The following is a 16,726-nucleotide window of genomic DNA, read 5'->3' on the forward strand; positions in this document are numbered from 1 at the left end:
AAATCTCCTTAATTATATTATTCGGCTTTAACTATGTACATAAATGCTAAGTTGCGAGGGCGGTTATCATGTGAAGTCTGTACTACACGACTAGCATCAAATGTTAATTTTTGATGCGAACCACCGGCCCAGTTCCCGGTTTGATAAGCTCCTTGCGAATTTATACTTGTAGAAAATGCGCCAGATCCATTTCCAGCGTGAGTTAGACCAGTAATAAAAGTTTCAAGCTGCCCATAAATATTTCTAATTGCGTCACTCTGCCAGCTCAAGATACCGCGACCCGGATCTGTACCTTTGCCGTCGTCCCAACCACGTATGAATTCACCGCGTAAATCAGGCAGATTACCAGATGGATACACTTGCGCTAGCTTCGGATATTTATTTTTATCAAATTTCCAACCATTGCATTTTAACCATCCCTCTGGAGGTGTGGTTGTTGGCCATGGTTGAGGGATACCTACGGGTAGTGAGCGCCATCGAACATAATCATCTAAACCGACCACACGGTCACAACCGATATACCCGTCGATGCCTCCGTTTTTATCAATTAGCCACGAGAATTTATTTGTTAAATGATTATAAACACCGCAAACACCATCATTTCTCATCACAATGTGATAGTTATGATTCGGAGAAAAGACAATTGATTCGTTATCGTTCGATGTGAATTTATTAATTACATTTGATAAGTTGTTATGATTTTCAGTTGCTAAGTCATTCACTTTTTTCACGGCTTTGGGTGTTGCTGCTTCTGTTTCTGATGTGCTGTTGGTTGATGAGTTGAGCTTTACGCTACCTTTTTTGACAAATTCTTTAATGGCTGTAGCGAGTTGGTCATGCTTTGATTTATCAAGTTTAATGCCTGCTGACTCAATCGCATTAGCAATTTCTTCTTGAATAGCATCACAATAAAGATAATCTAATTGCGTTGCTGGTGTGCCAGTTTGTGGATTACCGCGAGTAAAGCCATTTTTCCCTTGACCAAACTTATCTCTTTGGGCAGTAGATGTGTCAATTCTATGCATTAATTGCTCCGTATTTAAAAATTACATAAGTATGTGATGGGCATAATTTTTCAATTATGCATTCGATTTGCTTATCACCCCACGTTCTCAAATGCGAATCGCACCCGTCGTTACAGGACATTTCTGTTATTTGATAATTGTGAGGTATGTTTACAATCCAATAAAAACGCCAATCTTCATCATATAAATAGTCTTGGCATGTTGATTCACAGGTAAAAACATCATTGTTATAGTTTGTAATCGTGGCGTCTAAATAGCCGTTGGCTTTTAAAACTTGTAGAAAAAATGCTTTACTTATGCCACCGACCAAATTTATCTTAGAATCTAAACGGTTGCGCCGAGTCGTTAACGTTTGAACATCCGATGGATAACAGCTATCCGCTAATCCGGAAATTTGCTCATATCTATCTATCAGCTCTGTCGTCGTTTTGGGATTGATTTCTTGCATTAAATCATCTAATCGAACGTGAGTTTTGGATAGTGTTAATGCTAACGATAAAAGGATTGGCTCTGATTTATCCCATGCTGGACCGTAGGGCAATAAGTGCCCTACCATGCTTTGGTATTGTTTTTCTAAATCCATTCAATACCCCCGAAGACCGCTACCTGATTTTTTTCTACAAAAATATCTTTATCGGGGTAAACTAATTCATGGGCATACTCGCCAAATGATGAACTAATCACTTCGCTAATACGTGATCTAAATAGTGTTGATTGTGGTCTCCCTTCGCGTAGCAAAAATTCTTTTAACTCGGCTTCTATTTGATAACGAATTTCTGGGTTATCAGGTGTGACCATAATTTTAAAATTAATAGGTTTGGGTGTTGGTGAAAACACTATCAGCATAGAGCCGGCAACCGGTGCCAGTGGCTCGATATGTTTTTTGATATTTTGAATTGTGGTATTGTCTAAAACGGGATTAGCGGGATCACTATTTGCAACCATCACGCCAACGCTACCCGCTCCCGCCCAATGACGATAACACCAAGCTCGTGTAACACCGTGAACCTCTTTTGCCCACTGTACATAATCTTGATCTGCGCCGCTTTGAGGTGTGTAATACCATCTATCGATAACTCGTTTCCTAAAAGATTCTAAATCCTCAATATCAGCACCTGACTCAATAGAATCAGCAAAACAAGTTGATGATAGACCAGTAACAGGGGTAATCAGTGACATACTGGTACCATCATCACAATTCCCTTTTTTACCTACCTCGTCACATACTACAGGTGCTCTTAAAACATTATTTGCTGATGTTGTTGTTTGGGTAACTGTATACATGCGCTGATCAACTTGACGCCTGACTTTTTGATCTTTATTGATAACAATGCCATCAGCCACTTCATCAAATCGAATATAACCAGCGGCAGGTGTAGGTTGTTTTCTATAGCAACGCTTCATATTTCCATGCCGGATCAACCAAGTTTCGTCTGCTTGATCAGGTAAAATATTTTTGGCCATATTTTCAATATAGCCTAATAACACATGTGTTGCCCCCGCTATAACTCGTCCGTATACCTCTGGGTCATTACGCCGTAATGAAATCAACTCATCATCAATAGCTAGGCGCGCATATAAATCATTACGTATAGTTGTGATTAAATCCGGTAATGTTGGTCTTGAAAATCCACTAGACATTAATATCACTCCATAAGTTGTCAAACCTAAATTCTTCATTACTCCCATCTGTTTTATAAATATTGATAGTAGCAACTAAAACAGTTAAATCGGTTCGCTTTACTGAAACCTCTATTCGAGAAGCTATCCCGTCATCGATCATCCATTGCACAGCCTCTTTTATATAAATTTTTGCAAAGTTAGCTGTTTGGTTAGTTAATTTTGAGCGAGCCAATAAATAAAGGCGTGACCCAATTTTGTCATTTGCTATACTAGGGTATGAATCACCCCACCAACCGTACGGATGATCTGAATCGTCACTGGTGTTTTTTCGTCGCCATGTGAATAGCGAAATTATTAGCGCACGATATAACTTATTTTGAATATTAGTGGGATAAGTATTTCTACCATTTACTGTTAATATCATTTTGTTTTAGCCATAAAAAAACCGTCTAATGACGGTTTATGTAATGAAGTGAGAATTATTCTAATAATTGATTAGGAGTTTGTGTGACCGAGTTTGTTTCGTTATGCGTATGACCATTATAAATAGTTCTGATGTTTGAAATAGTACTGATTTTATCTTCTATTTCCCCAGACACTTTTAATAATGGTGTATTAAATTGTGTTGCTGATGATGCGTTAACTAAAAAGTTTTTAGTATTTAGCTCTATGGCATCATCAGCATTCACAATAAATTTTTTTGTTTTTACATTGATTTCATTATTGCGATTAAAAATAATGTAATCGCCTTCGTCTGTGTAAATAGCAACTTCACCTTTTTTAAGCGACTTAATACGGTAGCGACGATCCCCAGCAGCAAGAATCACACCATGCGATTTATCGCCGTCTAAAAATAGCGCTACCGCTTCTGCTCCGTCCAACGGTCTTGATGTGAACCCGTACGGCTCAATATGCTCGACATCACTTTTTTGTTCACCGCCCGACATTTTGATTTGCAACGTCTGGCATTTGCTTGCGCTATTACTGAATGTGATATAGCCCCTAGATACAAGGTTCATTATTTTATTTAAAACTTTACGCATTAGAATACCTCGCCATCGGATTGCTTACCTTTTTTCTTCTTGGTTTTCTTCTTATCCGGTAAATAGGCCTCAACTGGACCCACTTTTAACTCACATAATGTTCCACCGCTACTTAGACTGTATTTAACTTCGGCAATAACCAATTTCTCGTTATCATATCCAAGTAACGGATCATCAACAACAACCATTTGATTCGGTTTCCATAACGTGCCATCACCTTGTCGCCAGCCTTGTACGGTGTAAGTGGCTTCTCTGGTTTTGCTTGCTCTCAGCACTTTTTCCATTTCACAGCGTTCTTGGCATGTACCGTTATTCGAATCACCGGATTGTTTTATTATTAAAGGGCGATAACGCCGGATTGCCTCATCTTTAGATGTAGATCTAACTGATGCTAGTGTTGCTTCACCAAAGTTTTCATCATCACCAACGCCTTGCCCAGAGACAAAGTAATCGGAATACCGATCTTTGATACTCTTTTCAGTATCCGCAGACAAAATATTAGCCCCTAAAACCAATGCTGTTTTTGCCTCATCTGAACCAATATCACCAATTACTACTTGCCCTTGCTCATCATCAAACACAACAATTTGCTGCATGCCCATTATTTTACTAATGACATCAAAAACAGTATCCCCTTGATCCGCTTGAATACTAACGGAACCTGCATCACTGCCTTGATTAATAACATTCAGTTTGAATGGCTTAACCAAATCTTGAATAACTTGAATAGTTGAACTACCGCTATATTGTTTGGGTACAGCACTACAATCAACACAATCTGCCGTTTTACTTCTGCCGACAATGCCCATTGATAGCGAACCTGCATCATATCGAATCGGTAACGCTTCAACGTAACCGGTTAAAACCACATCATCATCGATATACACTTCAACTAAATCACCGTTTTTAACATCAATTTTTGTTTCTGAATCGTCACCTGATGAAGGCCATTGGCGGGTGATAGTGACATTAAAATCACGGGCTAGCCGTTCAATACCGGCCGAAATACTTACATCAGTCCAACCGCCAAAATACTGACGGTTAACTTTTAAAAAAACTTTATTTTGATTCATGGTTTTGGTACTCGCAGCTCTTTAACAGGAATAAAACCAGGATGAAGAATATTGTTGCGAATCGATATATCATCACAACGTGTAGCATTGTTATAGAGATAGTGAGCTAAAACCAAATCTGGCAATACTTCATTAGGAATATAAACAATTGTTTTCTCTATTTTAAGTAAGCGTGCATTGATATCTTGGTTAACCGCGGCTTTTAATTTTACTAGCGCAATGTATAAACCATCATGCTCGGTTCGTGACAATTCCTTATCAAAGGATTCATTAATGGATTCTTTGATATCCAGTAAATCATCAAATGAAATGGTGTTACTTTTTTCAACTGTTGATGATGTTGGTACGGGAGTGTTTGTTATGTTATTAGTTGAATGACCAGTTGGTAACGTATGATCTTGGTCAAAAGAATGCTCTTTTTTACCTTTTGTTGATTCTAATGCCACAGGAGCAAAAGCTTGTTTTCTTTTATCTTCAACCTGTTTCGGTAGTGACGCAATTAATCGTGATGCTTCTGTTAGTGCGGTTACTCGAATAGCAGTATTAATTAAGTTTTGATTTTTCTTTCTTTTTTTGGTGGATTTGCTATCCGTTAACCAAATAACATCAGGTAAAGCACTTTTTATAGACGATATGCTCGTAAATACTTTAGCTCTTAAAACCAGTTCGTTCCCCGAATTGACAAATTTTGTCGCACTCTTCCAAACATGTTTAATTGAATTAATAATGGATGAACCACCAGCACCAAGAATTGGCGACAAGTCACTATTTAATATTTTAACCGCATCATTAACATACGGTGTTATCGCATTATAAGCATCAGCAATGTCATTTAAAATTGACATGATGTCATCAAGAATATTACTTTGTACAAAATCGGGCGCATCGATTAAGTCAAAATCTTCAAACGCATCTAATAGCGCTTGATCTACATTATCTGCATTTTCATCAACTACATCATCAGTAGCAACAGAGGAATCAGGGAATATTAATTCACCGGCTTCAACAAAGGAGAATGAAATAACACTCATTCGACCGTTTTCAACGGAGTTACTTACTGTTGCGGTACCCACAATATTGACATTAAGTTCACCAAGTATTGGATGGATGAGTATCCCTGCGCCTTCTTCCTCGATTGCTTCTACCAGTTTTTCAGCTTGTTCTTTGTGATCGTCACCAATCACAAAGGCGTCAATTTTATTTTTACGTGCTGAACGCCCCAGATCTTCGGTATAGGGCACATCCCTAAACGGGTATTCATGTGTTTGATTGCGCCGACCGAATTCAGATGATGTACCGCTAACTTGAAACGGTACACCACGAAAACTAGCCGGCAATAAATTATTTAACCAATTCATGAAGTTCATCAATATATTCCTAAAGCATATGGATTCCAGCCAACATCAGCTTTAGTATTAAAACCTGATGCTTGCTTGGTTTGTTTTACAATAGTTCCTTGTGGTGCATTTTCAAACTTCACGACCAATTCACCGTTGCTATTTCGATTTGCATTACTATTTGAAAAGTTATTTAGTGGCATTTGCGGTTTTTGATAATATGGGGATGCAACCATTGGACGGGTCATTTCTTTCGGTAAACTCCCTGTATCAACAGTCACTTTTACTTGCTTTTCTTTTTCACCAAAAATATAGTTCCATGCATCAAGTAGCGGCTGGATGCCGGACTTAACGTTATCCCACAAGTTTTTAAAGAAATTCTGAACACTTTCCCACACTTTTGGTATAGCTTCACCAGCGTCTTTGAAAGGTTCGACAAATACATCGATGATCTGCATTACATGAGGTTGAATAAACTCCCATAGATCGCTAAAGAAATTACTTACCACCTGCCATGATTTTACGATGTTTTCACCACCAGATTCAAAACTTTCTATAAAGAGGTTAATAATGGGCATAACAAATGGTTTAATGAATTCCCATAACTCACTGAAAAACTTAATAACAGCATTCCAACCTTCTTCAATTAGCGCCGCTCCAGCTTTAAATCCGTCAATAAAGACATCAAAAATAGGCATGACATAAGGCTTAATTACCCCCCACAACCACTGAAAAAATTTAACAATATCATCCCAGTATGTAATGATTAACACTGCAGCTATAGCAATGCCCGTCATAATAAATCCTATTGGGTTCGCCGCCATTACCGCATTTAAAGCCATTGATGCTGCGCGTACCTTTTTAAATACATTTGATAATTTTATTTGAGCAGCCGCATGAAACTTTGTTGCCAATTCATTAGCTTTGAGCACGCCGTTGTAAATATCGATCCCCGTTGATAATGCATCAACAATAAAGTTCACACCGGCACACGCAATCCGTAATCCAATTAATCCCGCAATAGCCATCGCCACCATTTTCACTAGCTCAGGGTTTTCTTGAATAAAATGCCCGAACGAAATAACCAGCGGTGTTAACTCCTCTAATAGTTGACTAAATGCCGGTAATAAGGCGTCACCAATTGATAAACTAATATTGGTTAGCGCATTGTCAAAAAGTCGTAGTTTATTTGCGGTCGTGTTTGAACAGGATTCATATGCTTTCTGCATTGAACCAGCATATTGAGAAGCATTACCAACCCGATTAAAGTTTGTTTTTAATAGCTCCATATTGTCGAGTAATGGAGATATAGCTGCAACACTTTCTTTACCGAATAACATGGTTAATACAGCCGATTGACGATCTTTAGATACTTCACCTAATGATTCAAGTACCGACATAATTGTCCCTTCGGCATCTTTCTGCATCCCTTTTGCTATTTGAGTTGATGTGAAGCCTAACTGTTGCAATGCCTCTTGTTGCTCCTCAGTCGCTCCTATACCTGATGTCAGCGTCAGCATTAAGTTTTCAATACCGGTAGCCGCCTGATCGGTATTAGTACCTGTTGCAATGATTGTTGAGCTTAATGCTGCTAATTTATCAGCACTAACCCCAGATGTTGCCGCAAGCGCCCCCATTTTTGTGACTACATCTGAAATGTCTTTTGCTTTTACACCTTGTGCATTACCCAATAAATTGATCTTGTCGGATAGGCCAACAACTTCACTTTGAGTGAGTTTTAAATCCGTTCGCCAAGTAGCCATATTACTGACAGCCTCTTCGGCTGAGGTACCAAATGCAATACCCATTTTTACAGCATCTTCAGTAAATTGTATCAAATCATCTTTTGGGATATTTGCCTGACCACCCTCTGCAACGATAGAGGCGATATCTTTTACTGCTATTGGCAAACGTAATGACATTTCACGAATATCTTGCCCCATTTGTTTAAATTGTTCAGGCGTATCAAAGTCAACAACCTTCCTGAGGTCCGCCATCACTTCTTCATATGCCATCGCATCCTCCACCCCTTTTACAAATGGCTGAGAAATAGAAAGGCCCGTTACAGCATCTTTTAAACCAAGTTTGCCAAAGCCTGATTCGTTCATTTTTTTTTGGAACTCCTCAAGTTTTTCTTTCATTTTGTTTAATTGAGGTGACAGCTTATCAACACATGTCACCACTGCTTTTAAGTTAAAGCCTGCCATTTATGATTCCTTGCTATTTTCTATGCGATTTGCTTGTTCACATAATTCAAAAACTTCGGATAGTGAACGTTCTTCTATGATATAAAAGGGGGAGAGTTGCCAATACTTGGCGAGGTCAAAACAAAGGTTTACGAGATATTCGATTGTGATTATTTCACTGTCGCCTGTTCCTCCACTGTAGGTATTGTCTCCTTCTCCTTTGGGCCAAAGAACATCATAATTTCACCGGTGATCATTAAAAAATCATACGGGGTGAGCTGTTCAACAGAGCTTGGTGTAACGTTACCTAACGCAACAATGTAATCAGCCACTTTTTTAGGATCTCCAATCATCTGGCTATCAAATGGAAAGCCTAATTTTTTGATATCTTTGACTGTTGGCTCTTTTAATTCCAGTACATGTAACTCATTGCCGTGTGCCATAATCGGCTGTGATAATTTAATTTCTTTCATTATTGATAAAATCCTTCTTCACCATGAAATTCGATTTCTGCTGTACCTTCTTCGGCATTGTGATTAACTTCACCTTCAACCCAAGCATTAGATAAAACGTAAACTTTGCCGTTGGCCAGTTCTGCGGTAACGGTCATTGAATCACTCGACACCAACTTGTCGATTGGAAAATCGCCCGGTACTTTAAATGTCCCTTTAATGTAGGGTGCACGGAATGTTTCTTTATAGTGAACGCTATTATCTAACCCCAAAATACTTTCTTTAACGTTAGTATTCATCGGGACTTCAATACCGCCCGTTAATGATAGTTGGTTGGAATCAACTTTAATATAAGTTGTTCCAGCGATACGTCGTTGTGTCATTAGTTTTTCTCCTCTTGATATTGCAATCTAAACTGTGCTAACACAGCAAAAACGCGTAGTTGATTAACGAGATCGGGTGGGAATAACACATCCAATCGATTTGGATCGTTGACATTTCGTTCAACAATTAAGTTCTTTTTAAACAAATCAAAGTTTTCAACTAAGCCTAATAATTCTAATTGACGATAAGTGGCGTTGATTTCCGCCTTAGCTACTGCGGGTGTAATAATTGCCTGTCCTGCCCCAAATCTGGTTCCGTCATTAGCCAATTTATGCCTTGGGTATTTAGATGTGATCACACTACGTAATTTACGTAATACATAAGCGAGTGTATGAAGTGTTTCACTATCTAAATAACTATTATCGGCTACACCGTAACTGTTACGTTGATATGTGGTGATATCTCGCTGAATTAATAAATTACCGCTAGAAACATATGCTGTCGCAATGCCGTGGCTTAATAATGATTGTTGCTCTGTTAGTGTAAACTGATTGCTATCAGATGCTGGCAATGCACCATTTAATAATCCAGTTTGCGTTGGTCGAGCCGGATCATTACGAATAAATACAGCATTACGAGCAGTTCGCATCGCAATTAATTCATCAATACCCGTTTGAATAGTTTTTTCATAACCGGCAACAGTAATATGTTGGTAATTTAATTTATCACCAAATTCGACAAGCTCAGATAAATCGCCTTTTTTAGCGGTATAAGCGTGTCCATATAATTGGCGCGCATAGCTCCAACGTCCTGTAGTATCATCCATTTCACGATTAAATGTTGCCAAAGATGATAAGTCATTAAATGGGAATGCGATAAAATCAAGGAGTTTGTCACCCATAGCGGCAATAACTGGCGTTAAATCTGGAGTGCCAGTTCCACCATTCATTTGAGTGATAACAATATTTAAACCGTCTGGGGTTTCTTCTCCGCCGATTGTGCCATAGTAGTTAAAGCACAGAGGAATATCATTACCGCTCAATCCTTTGTGTTTGGCTGTTAGCGTTATTGTGCTATTCGTCACGGTTGCGGTAACGGGTAAATCAGGATGAGCATTAATCGCATTATGTAAACCGTTTGCTATGCTTTCTGCAGTATCAGAAACGGTTACTCTCGATTGAATTTTACTGTTACCGATATAGAGACTTAATGTGCCTGTTTGTTCTGCTGTACCCGATATTTGGATAGTACCAGATGCATTCGAGCCAGCAGTGGGTTCATCTACTGCAATCACAAAAAGTTCGCCAAAATTATCGATATTGCGATAGGATTCAACCATTCTAGATAATTGACTGCCTCGGCCTGCGAGTTTTTTAGCTTGATCTATAGACGACATAATAATGAGCTTATTACGTTCAATGGTACTATCCGCTAGCGGATAAGCAATAATTAATGAAGCACCACTATCTTGGATTGTATTCGCTGCAGAGGAATCCACTTCCGCATAAAATAGAGGGACTTTTATATTGTTAGGAATATTGTTAAAACTAATTGTCATTTTTAGCTACCCTTTTTTTCTTGTTTTACTTTGATGTTTGTAACTTCTTCAACATCATTATTTGTTAGTCGTCTAGCCCAGTATTGGTTAAACTCAACATTACGACCGTTAGTTGGTAAATAATCCCCATTATCTGGATCATATACCTGTTTGTTATTGACAGATTTAATTATCATTGTCTCTCTCATAGATATTGTTATTTTGAAAATTCACAGTTACCCCCGAATCCAGCTCATTAATAACCCCTGATAGGGTATCGAAGTTTCCAATGTTTAACGGGTTATACTGCGGAGGTTCGGTAATATCGGGGTTATTTGGATCGGGTTGCCAATCAGGATCGGGGATTGGGTTATCAATAGCGTTTAAATCAAAATATTGTCGAGTATCCTCAAACCCAACTTCCCGCACTGAACTAAAATTAAATTGATAAAAAATTCTCCCTCGATCTAAATCAAGTAAATCACCACCATCATATTGAATAGGATAATGCGCAGGTGAAGGTTCATAGCCCAGCAATGCTCGCCAAAGTTCGGTTTTTATATTTTCGACAATGTCGTATGCTTCGTGTTGTCCTCGCTCATCAAGAGGCTTTAATACAACAATAACCCCAAACCTCTCTGTCACATTTTGCCAATAATCTGTTTGTGACTTGTTATCTTCTGCTCTATCATCAAGCGGAACCACATAAGCGGCAGGTAATTGCAAGAATGCCGTATCTTTGATAGCTGAAAATTCAGCAGCACCCCCAACACGACCTTCAAAGCTAGGGCTAAAATGGTGCAATATGTGGACGATATGTGATAATTTCATTGTTTAACCTGCTTCATTAATTTACACGGATAATGCTGGCGACTGATCAACCGTAGCGACAGCATTGCGGAATAATATTATTGCTTGGTCTTTAGGTATTAAGGCCTGTTCAAATTTATTCGGAATGATGTGGTCTACTACGATAATGCGTTCATATCTGCTTTACTTTAAACATGTAACATAGAATATTTTAGTTGGACTTTACACCATCTAGTGTTGTTGTATACGTTGATGATTGTGATAATCTAATCACACATAAACTCAGTATTATTCTTTGGTGCAATCTCTTTACAATAGTATTTCTGCCACCCGTCAATTATTACTTTATTGTACTCGATTGCATTGGTGAGATTGTAATAATCTTGTTGAGAAGACTTTGCAAGTCGTAAGGCTTTGTGAGCAATACCGCTGGAGGTGGCACTATCCCGCTCGATGGATTCGACTTTGACGCGCAACTCGACAAGACCATTATCGATATCATTACGTAAAGCATTTGTTTTAGCTTGACCATTTTTTATTGCCTCGATAATATTTGATTCAATTTTTTTAACTTCATTGTTATCTTGTATGTACTTTTCATACTTTTCTTCGGCTTTATTTACTCTCATTACCGCAAGCCTTTTATCTTGCCAGCAGTTGAATGCAAAATAACAAGCAAATATCAACGCGCTAATCAATGCTACATTTGTATTATTCATAGATTTCTATAATTTCTAACTTAAATGACTGTCCGTTAAGCTCATTCATCAATAGATTTAATGCCTTTCTGCTTCCAAATAACTGGGAATCGTTATTGCTCATGCCAACTAAAATACAACCCAGTGTATCTTTGGTCCAATTGCCGGCATGAATTAAAATGTGAGAGCGATTAGGAACATTTTTAACTTGATATACTCGACCAAACTTTGGCGAATTAACTATGTCACATTGATAGATTGCAGCTGGAATACATGAAATTTGACGTTGATTATCTTTCCATGGCAGTTCTAAGGTTGATAAAATCTTACTAGATGGCAACTGAATTTTACCAAACGTACCATGTTCACTGGTTTTTAACCTTGTTAGCTTCATCTGCCATCTCCTTTCGCTTTTTTGATTAACCTCTCTTCTAACGCTTTAATAAGAGTAGCGCCAGACCAACCAGCTAGACCGGCTACACCTCCAGCAAATTCAAATTGCCAATTAAAATAGCTAGCAGCCAGTACAACTAATGCGCCAGCAAATGTTGAGATAAATATCTGAGCAATTAACACCCAAATATTGAATTTGCCACCGTTCAGCACATGGTAGCAATAGCTAGCTAATGATCCGAGCGATGTAATGATAAATAGATAAATGACAACAACCCAGTTGACATTATCAGGGTCTTTAATTGGCATAATTAAATCTTCTTATTAGTTAATGATGTGACAGCGTGCTAGCTATTGTGTAGTTATGTGTGTGTCTAGCTTTGCTGTCGATTCTGTAGAAATAAATGGCCCCAAACGTACATGATATGCAGAGCTTATGGGCGCGTTTTGGATATCAACGACACCAATGTCGCTGACGTGTATGAAATTTAGATATAAAAAAACCGCTGTTAAGCGGCTTCAATTAACAAAATTCTATCTTGATAACAAAAAAGCCTCTTAATTGAGGCTTTCTTTTAAACTCAGTAATGAGCGATGTTCCTGCAATGTTAACTCGTTGAGGTATCGCCTTGGGTTTCCACACATCCAACAAGAGCAAGCTGCTGGTGTTGTTACATGTTTTTTAAGTGATTTCCTAGAACCGTCAGAATAAAAATTATTCTTTCTATTATTTAGACATCGTTTAACTTGATGTCGTCTATATGCCCGTGTTCTCATAAAATTACACACATATGGATAGCAAAAAAGCTCAAATATTTTAGCCAACTTAAATTCCATGCGTTGAAAACCGTATTTTGATATAATCATACATGCGCATTTGCGCAAAGTCCAGTTTTTTTATCTAAAAATTTTGCATTTTATGCAATTTTTTTGAAATGTACGTAAATATTTCCCCTTATAAACATCTCAGCTTGATTTAATAAATTAATAATATCATGTGGACGCTTCCCTATCGCTTTTGCTTGAGCGTTACACGAAACTCCCCGCAAATAATATGCGGTTAAAACAATCCACTGAGAATAATTATCATTTTTTAAAATCAGCACAGCATCATCAACAATTTCTGCCTCATCTTCGGTCAAATACTGACGATAATCAAAATCTATTGGCGCACCATTAAAGCCAGCCGATTTTGAAGGGTATTCTGTTCCCATTCTTTTTAATATACGAGTGTTTTTCCATGCTGTTAAAATTTCTTTAGTTTCTCTCATCATTACTCCAATTTGTTTATAACTAATTCTATTTTTTCACTCTTTACCATTTTTCTGCTTTCGCTATGCAATACATCTATTTGTTCATCGTCTAAAATGACACCGCTATGAATTAATGCATCAAAAACGGCATTATTTATATTATCTAAATTTGGCTTTCTTCTATCTGCCATGTAAGATCACCCTTTCAGATAACTTATTATTAGCTTTATTTTGCAATACAATAGCAATAACGATATTTCTAATTTAATGTCATCAGGTTTAATATAACTTTGCTTTCTTGCCGTTCCCCCTCAAATAATGATTAACCGTTGGTGAATAAGGAAAAATTAGATAAATCATATTTTAATTTTTCCTCCCTAATCAATATATCTTGAGTTCTCATCACTACGCCAACAGGAGCCAGCTAATCGGCGATAAGCTAATACCGTGGTTTCTGGATTATTATTACAGCACGGCAAACTTACTCAACGCCCTCAACTCTATCCTTCTTTAGTTAGCCTAATTATTGTTTCGCCCTAATTTTATTCATATAAAACTTACCACAAGAGCCTTTTACTCCACTGTTACCATTGATAAGAGGTCTATTGCAAACAAATAAGTCTAAATCAACGTTATATAAACACTCTCCACCACATTCTGGGCATTTAAAATCAGTTTTAATTAGTTTGTGTTTCTTCTGCATCATTTCACCTTTGATAATTGTTCTTTATACTGTTCTGCTAATTGTTGCTTAATCTTTACTGTATTCTAACCACACTGTATTCTCGTTCTAACATCCTCATACAACATATTTTTGAATATGTGATGCGACCTTGTGGGCTGTGATTAGCTCGCTGTAACACAGACTCTACCTGTTTTTAACATCTGTTTAATACTAGCAATATGCATCATGCTGTTATTTGATGCTCCCTGCTTGATTTTACATTCAAGCATTGCAAACGAATTCTCTGGTTTCGGCAGATAATAATTAGCTCGATCTTGCGTTAACAACCCTGTAAAAACAGCATGATTTATAGCGTCAGTACGTTTTTCTTTATCACTACCTAGCGAAACAAACACTTCAATGGTACGTCCATACATCATTGATTCATCAACCATTCGCTCATATGCATTAATAAATGTCCGCCTTGCTCCAATTTTGTCGCCATTTCGGTAGACAATCTCAGCTTGTGCCCACGCTTTTGCTATTTCATTAGTCCAAACAACCGTATTGTTTTCATTGCTAGCAAGTATTGCAATCGACCACGCTTCATCTGATGACAGATGATTATTCGAACCATCCATTAGCTTGATTAAATCCGCAGGCTTCGGCATAAATTGACTTTTACGCACCCATACATTAGCAGCTCTTCGTAACGACTCGATGGGATATTGCCCTACCGTTGACCAATAAATATTAACTTTGGTAGTGCTTGCTTGCTGTCCATAGAGGTCAAGTAATCCCCCAATAACAGCTAAAAATTCATCTGTAATCTTCGCCATTACTAACTCCTCATGCTCTCAAGCACTTGCCTATTTCGCTCAGCAAGGCTCGTAAAATTGGATTTATTACTAGATGGATTATATCTTTGATATTTCCCAGCATTGCGTAACCAATTATTAAATGCGGCATCCCAATCAATGTATTTTTTCCCACTAGCCAAACAATAATCGTTGAACTTCACAAATTCATTATCCAAATCGACATTTTCATTTTGCGCAATATAGCGATGATGACTGTTAGGTTTAAAACCATCAGGCAATTGGCGTGCTCGTTTTGGCTTTTTAGGTTTATCCTCAATAATATTTGTAGTATTCTCTGTAGTATTCTTTGTAGTAATCTCTTGATATAACGACCTTAATTTTGTAGTCGTCTCGACATCTACATTGTAGAGATCGGGGCAACTACTTTTCATTTGTCTTGATGATTGAGTTATAGAGTTGGCGAAATCGCTTAAAACTTGATTAACTTTTTCATTGTCAATCTTGTAAAAAGTTTTATGCTCTAACCTCTTTTCTGTAACAATTAAAACGCCTTTTTCGCATAGTTTTTTTATTGCTGTTCGTTGCTCGTTATGTGTTAAGCCTGTTTCATCTTCAAGTTCATCCCGAGTTTTATACACACCTAAATTAGACGTAGACTTATCTTGCCAATAAAATAATTGTGAGAATAAAACAGCAGAACTAACACCACCTAAAGGTTTTGCTAATTTTGGATAGTATGCATTCGGACGCCCTATTAGTTTTAGTTTTTCAACTGCGTTCAATTGATTATCCTCATAGAATATTCAGCATATTTCTTACCGTTTTCTGCTTTTATCATTCGGCTATCAATGTTATATCCGCTCTGTTTTAAATCATAAATACGCGCACCCAGTCTAAAGCAACCATATTCATTCAATGCTTGTAATGGATTAATGGTTTTACCACTTTGCAAATGCCGTAAAATGTTTTCGCATTGGCTCTGCGTGCGTTCATTGTTTAATGTACTCATGCGCACCTCAAATTAACTTCATTTCCGTAATATAGCCATTCAGCAGAACAGTTCAAAGCTTCAGCTATTTCTACGATATTCCTTGGTTTTCTATATTCCCAGATTCTAAATCGCTAATTGACTGTTGTTTTATGCCGACCAAATTAGCTAAAAAAGATTGGTTTATATTTTGCTCAATTCTTTTTTGTTTAACTCGTTACCCCATTGTCATATTTGTCCTTATTAAACATCAACAGTTATAACTGTATTAAATAACAGTTTATACTGTTTGTCAATTACAGATTTATCTGTATTATTTTTTTAACACAATGGAGACTTTTAAAATGAATAATCTTGGTCAACGAATCCGAACCAGACGAGAAGAATTAAATTTAACGCAGGAACAAGTAGCTTCGCAAGTTGGAATAAAACAACAATCTTATCAAGCGATTGAAAGTGGAGATGTAAAAAAACCTCGCTATTTATATGAAATATCTGT

The 16,726-nt window shown here is 37.5% G+C and carries 22 protein-coding genes and 1 pseudogene; 1 reads left to right on the forward strand and 22 read right to left on the reverse strand.

Annotated elements, in window-relative coordinates:
- Positions 1-17: 17 nt before the first annotated feature.
- The 22 genes and pseudogenes from ACYIAM_RS11340 to ACYIAM_RS11445 all read right to left on the reverse strand — a co-directional run.
- Entirely contained in the window at positions 18-1,025 is a 1,008-nt protein-coding gene (locus tag ACYIAM_RS11340) for a phage tail protein (protein ID WP_483748335.1), read from the reverse strand.
- Complete coding sequence (locus tag ACYIAM_RS11345) at positions 1,018-1,608, reverse strand: YmfQ family protein (protein WP_483748336.1); 591 nt, start codon at positions 1,606-1,608, stop codon at positions 1,018-1,020. Before ACYIAM_RS11345 ends, ACYIAM_RS11340 begins: the two co-directional genes overlap by 8 nt.
- On the reverse strand, positions 1,599-2,666 hold the full coding sequence (locus ACYIAM_RS11350) for a baseplate J/gp47 family protein (RefSeq protein WP_483748337.1): 1,068 nt from the start codon (positions 2,664-2,666) through the stop codon (positions 1,599-1,601). The genes ACYIAM_RS11345 and ACYIAM_RS11350 overlap by 10 nt, the downstream gene beginning before the upstream one ends.
- Positions 2,659-3,072, reverse strand: a complete 414-nt coding sequence (locus ACYIAM_RS11355; protein WP_483748338.1) for a phage GP46 family protein — start codon at positions 3,070-3,072, stop codon at positions 2,659-2,661. The genes ACYIAM_RS11350 and ACYIAM_RS11355 overlap by 8 nt, the downstream gene beginning before the upstream one ends.
- A 55-nt stretch (positions 3,073-3,127) precedes the next feature.
- A complete protein-coding gene (locus tag ACYIAM_RS11360) occupies positions 3,128-3,691 on the reverse strand; it encodes a phage baseplate assembly protein V (protein WP_483748339.1) in 564 nt (187 codons plus the stop codon).
- Positions 3,691-4,764, reverse strand: a complete 1,074-nt coding sequence (locus ACYIAM_RS11365; protein ID WP_483748340.1) for a phage baseplate assembly protein — start codon at positions 4,762-4,764, stop codon at positions 3,691-3,693. Before ACYIAM_RS11365 ends, ACYIAM_RS11360 begins: the two co-directional genes overlap by 1 nt.
- On the reverse strand, positions 4,761-6,131 hold the full coding sequence (locus ACYIAM_RS11370) for a DNA circularization protein (protein WP_483748341.1): 1,371 nt from the start codon (positions 6,129-6,131) through the stop codon (positions 4,761-4,763). The genes ACYIAM_RS11365 and ACYIAM_RS11370 overlap by 4 nt, the downstream gene beginning before the upstream one ends.
- Positions 6,131-8,308 carry a phage tail tape measure protein gene (locus tag ACYIAM_RS11375; protein WP_483748342.1) on the reverse strand — a complete coding sequence of 726 codons (2,178 nt, stop codon included), beginning with the start codon at positions 8,306-8,308 and terminating at the stop codon, positions 6,131-6,133. The genes ACYIAM_RS11370 and ACYIAM_RS11375 overlap by 1 nt, the downstream gene beginning before the upstream one ends.
- A 149-nt stretch (positions 8,309-8,457) precedes the next feature.
- A complete protein-coding gene (locus ACYIAM_RS11380; protein ID WP_174796135.1) occupies positions 8,458-8,760 on the reverse strand; it encodes a phage tail assembly protein in 303 nt (100 codons plus the stop codon).
- The gene (locus tag ACYIAM_RS11385) at positions 8,760-9,122 is read right to left on the reverse strand and encodes a phage tail tube protein (protein ID WP_065638840.1); all 363 of its coding nucleotides are present in this window, start codon (positions 9,120-9,122) and stop codon (positions 8,760-8,762) included. Before ACYIAM_RS11385 ends, ACYIAM_RS11380 begins: the two co-directional genes overlap by 1 nt.
- Positions 9,122-10,621 (reverse strand): phage tail sheath subtilisin-like domain-containing protein, encoded by a 1,500-nt coding sequence (locus ACYIAM_RS11390; RefSeq protein ID WP_483748343.1) that lies wholly within the window; start codon positions 10,619-10,621, stop codon positions 9,122-9,124. Before ACYIAM_RS11390 ends, ACYIAM_RS11385 begins: the two co-directional genes overlap by 1 nt.
- Before the next feature lie 2 nt (positions 10,622-10,623).
- On the reverse strand, positions 10,624-10,797 hold the full coding sequence (locus ACYIAM_RS11395; RefSeq protein WP_483748344.1) for a DUF2635 domain-containing protein: 174 nt from the start codon (positions 10,795-10,797) through the stop codon (positions 10,624-10,626).
- On the reverse strand, positions 10,787-11,431 hold the full coding sequence (locus ACYIAM_RS11400; RefSeq protein ID WP_483748345.1) for a phage tail terminator protein: 645 nt from the start codon (positions 11,429-11,431) through the stop codon (positions 10,787-10,789). Before ACYIAM_RS11400 ends, ACYIAM_RS11395 begins: the two co-directional genes overlap by 11 nt.
- Positions 11,432-11,676: 245 nt before the next feature.
- Positions 11,677-12,129 (reverse strand): lysis system i-spanin subunit Rz, encoded by a 453-nt coding sequence (locus ACYIAM_RS11405; protein ID WP_483748346.1) that lies wholly within the window; start codon positions 12,127-12,129, stop codon positions 11,677-11,679.
- Entirely contained in the window at positions 12,122-12,502 is a 381-nt protein-coding gene (locus ACYIAM_RS11410) for a DUF5675 family protein (protein WP_483748347.1), read from the reverse strand. Before ACYIAM_RS11410 ends, ACYIAM_RS11405 begins: the two co-directional genes overlap by 8 nt.
- A complete protein-coding gene (locus ACYIAM_RS11415) occupies positions 12,499-12,810 on the reverse strand; it encodes a phage holin family protein (protein ID WP_174796129.1) in 312 nt (103 codons plus the stop codon). Before ACYIAM_RS11415 ends, ACYIAM_RS11410 begins: the two co-directional genes overlap by 4 nt.
- 608 nt (positions 12,811-13,418) lie before the next feature.
- Positions 13,419-13,772: an antiterminator Q family protein gene (locus tag ACYIAM_RS11420; RefSeq protein ID WP_174796128.1), complete on the reverse strand. Its 354-nt coding sequence runs from the start codon at positions 13,770-13,772 to the stop codon at positions 13,419-13,421.
- A 2-nt stretch (positions 13,773-13,774) separates the two neighbouring features.
- Positions 13,775-13,945: a RusA family crossover junction endodeoxyribonuclease gene (locus tag ACYIAM_RS11425; protein WP_483748348.1), complete on the reverse strand. Its 171-nt coding sequence runs from the start codon at positions 13,943-13,945 to the stop codon at positions 13,775-13,777.
- A gap of 655 nt (positions 13,946-14,600) precedes the next feature.
- On the reverse strand, positions 14,601-15,257 hold the full coding sequence (locus ACYIAM_RS11430) for a hypothetical protein (RefSeq protein WP_174796126.1): 657 nt from the start codon (positions 15,255-15,257) through the stop codon (positions 14,601-14,603).
- A 2-nt stretch (positions 15,258-15,259) separates the two neighbouring features.
- Positions 15,260-16,021, reverse strand: coding sequence for a hypothetical protein (locus ACYIAM_RS11435; protein WP_483748349.1), 762 nt, complete (start codon positions 16,019-16,021; stop codon positions 15,260-15,262).
- The gene (locus ACYIAM_RS11440) at positions 16,018-16,248 is read right to left on the reverse strand and encodes a helix-turn-helix domain-containing protein (RefSeq protein ID WP_483748350.1); all 231 of its coding nucleotides are present in this window, start codon (positions 16,246-16,248) and stop codon (positions 16,018-16,020) included. The genes ACYIAM_RS11435 and ACYIAM_RS11440 overlap by 4 nt, the downstream gene beginning before the upstream one ends.
- Positions 16,249-16,318: 70 nt before the next feature.
- Positions 16,319-16,429: pseudogene (locus ACYIAM_RS11445) on the reverse strand (helix-turn-helix domain-containing protein); the annotation flags it as partial.
- Positions 16,430-16,571: 142 nt separating this feature from the next.
- On the opposite strand from ACYIAM_RS11445, the gene ACYIAM_RS11450 reads away from it, so the two are divergent.
- On the forward strand, positions 16,572-16,726 hold a 155-nt coding region (locus ACYIAM_RS11450; RefSeq protein ID WP_483748351.1), incomplete at its 3' end, for a helix-turn-helix domain-containing protein.

Source organism: Gilliamella sp. X-60 (assembly GCF_057063585.1).

Coding starts and splice junctions, on each gene's coding strand:
- ACYIAM_RS11375 (WP_483748342.1), bottom strand. CDS start 8,308: ATGGCAGGCTTTAACTTAAAAGCAGTGGTGACATGTGTTGATAAGCTG.
- ACYIAM_RS11425 (WP_483748348.1), bottom strand. CDS start 13,945: ATGGCAGATAGAAGAAAGCCAAATTTAGATAATATAAATAATGCCGTT.
- ACYIAM_RS11370 (WP_483748341.1), bottom strand. CDS start 6,131: ATGAACTTCATGAATTGGTTAAATAATTTATTGCCGGCTAGTTTTCGT.
- ACYIAM_RS11365 (WP_483748340.1), bottom strand. CDS start 4,764: ATGAATCAAAATAAAGTTTTTTTAAAAGTTAACCGTCAGTATTTTGGC.
- ACYIAM_RS11405 (WP_483748346.1), bottom strand. CDS start 12,129: ATGAATAATACAAATGTAGCATTGATTAGCGCGTTGATATTTGCTTGT.
- ACYIAM_RS11355 (WP_483748338.1), bottom strand. CDS start 3,072: ATGATATTAACAGTAAATGGTAGAAATACTTATCCCACTAATATTCAA.
- ACYIAM_RS11400 (WP_483748345.1), bottom strand. CDS start 11,431: ATGAAATTATCACATATCGTCCACATATTGCACCATTTTAGCCCTAGC.
- ACYIAM_RS11430 (WP_174796126.1), bottom strand. CDS start 15,257: ATGGCGAAGATTACAGATGAATTTTTAGCTGTTATTGGGGGATTACTT.
- ACYIAM_RS11360 (WP_483748339.1), bottom strand. CDS start 3,691: ATGCGTAAAGTTTTAAATAAAATAATGAACCTTGTATCTAGGGGCTAT.
- ACYIAM_RS11410 (WP_483748347.1), bottom strand. CDS start 12,502: ATGAAGCTAACAAGGTTAAAAACCAGTGAACATGGTACGTTTGGTAAA.
- ACYIAM_RS11420 (WP_174796128.1), bottom strand. CDS start 13,772: ATGAGAGAAACTAAAGAAATTTTAACAGCATGGAAAAACACTCGTATA.
- ACYIAM_RS11440 (WP_483748350.1), bottom strand. CDS start 16,248: ATGAGTACATTAAACAATGAACGCACGCAGAGCCAATGCGAAAACATT.
- ACYIAM_RS11340 (WP_483748335.1), bottom strand. CDS start 1,025: ATGCATAGAATTGACACATCTACTGCCCAAAGAGATAAGTTTGGTCAA.
- ACYIAM_RS11345 (WP_483748336.1), bottom strand. CDS start 1,608: ATGGATTTAGAAAAACAATACCAAAGCATGGTAGGGCACTTATTGCCC.
- ACYIAM_RS11415 (WP_174796129.1), bottom strand. CDS start 12,810: ATGCCAATTAAAGACCCTGATAATGTCAACTGGGTTGTTGTCATTTAT.
- ACYIAM_RS11385 (WP_065638840.1), bottom strand. CDS start 9,122: ATGACACAACGACGTATCGCTGGAACAACTTATATTAAAGTTGATTCC.
- ACYIAM_RS11395 (WP_483748344.1), bottom strand. CDS start 10,797: ATGATAATTAAATCTGTCAATAACAAACAGGTATATGATCCAGATAAT.
- ACYIAM_RS11390 (WP_483748343.1), bottom strand. CDS start 10,621: ATGACAATTAGTTTTAACAATATTCCTAACAATATAAAAGTCCCTCTA.
- ACYIAM_RS11380 (WP_174796135.1), bottom strand. CDS start 8,760: ATGAAAGAAATTAAATTATCACAGCCGATTATGGCACACGGCAATGAG.
- ACYIAM_RS11350 (WP_483748337.1), bottom strand. CDS start 2,666: ATGTCTAGTGGATTTTCAAGACCAACATTACCGGATTTAATCACAACT.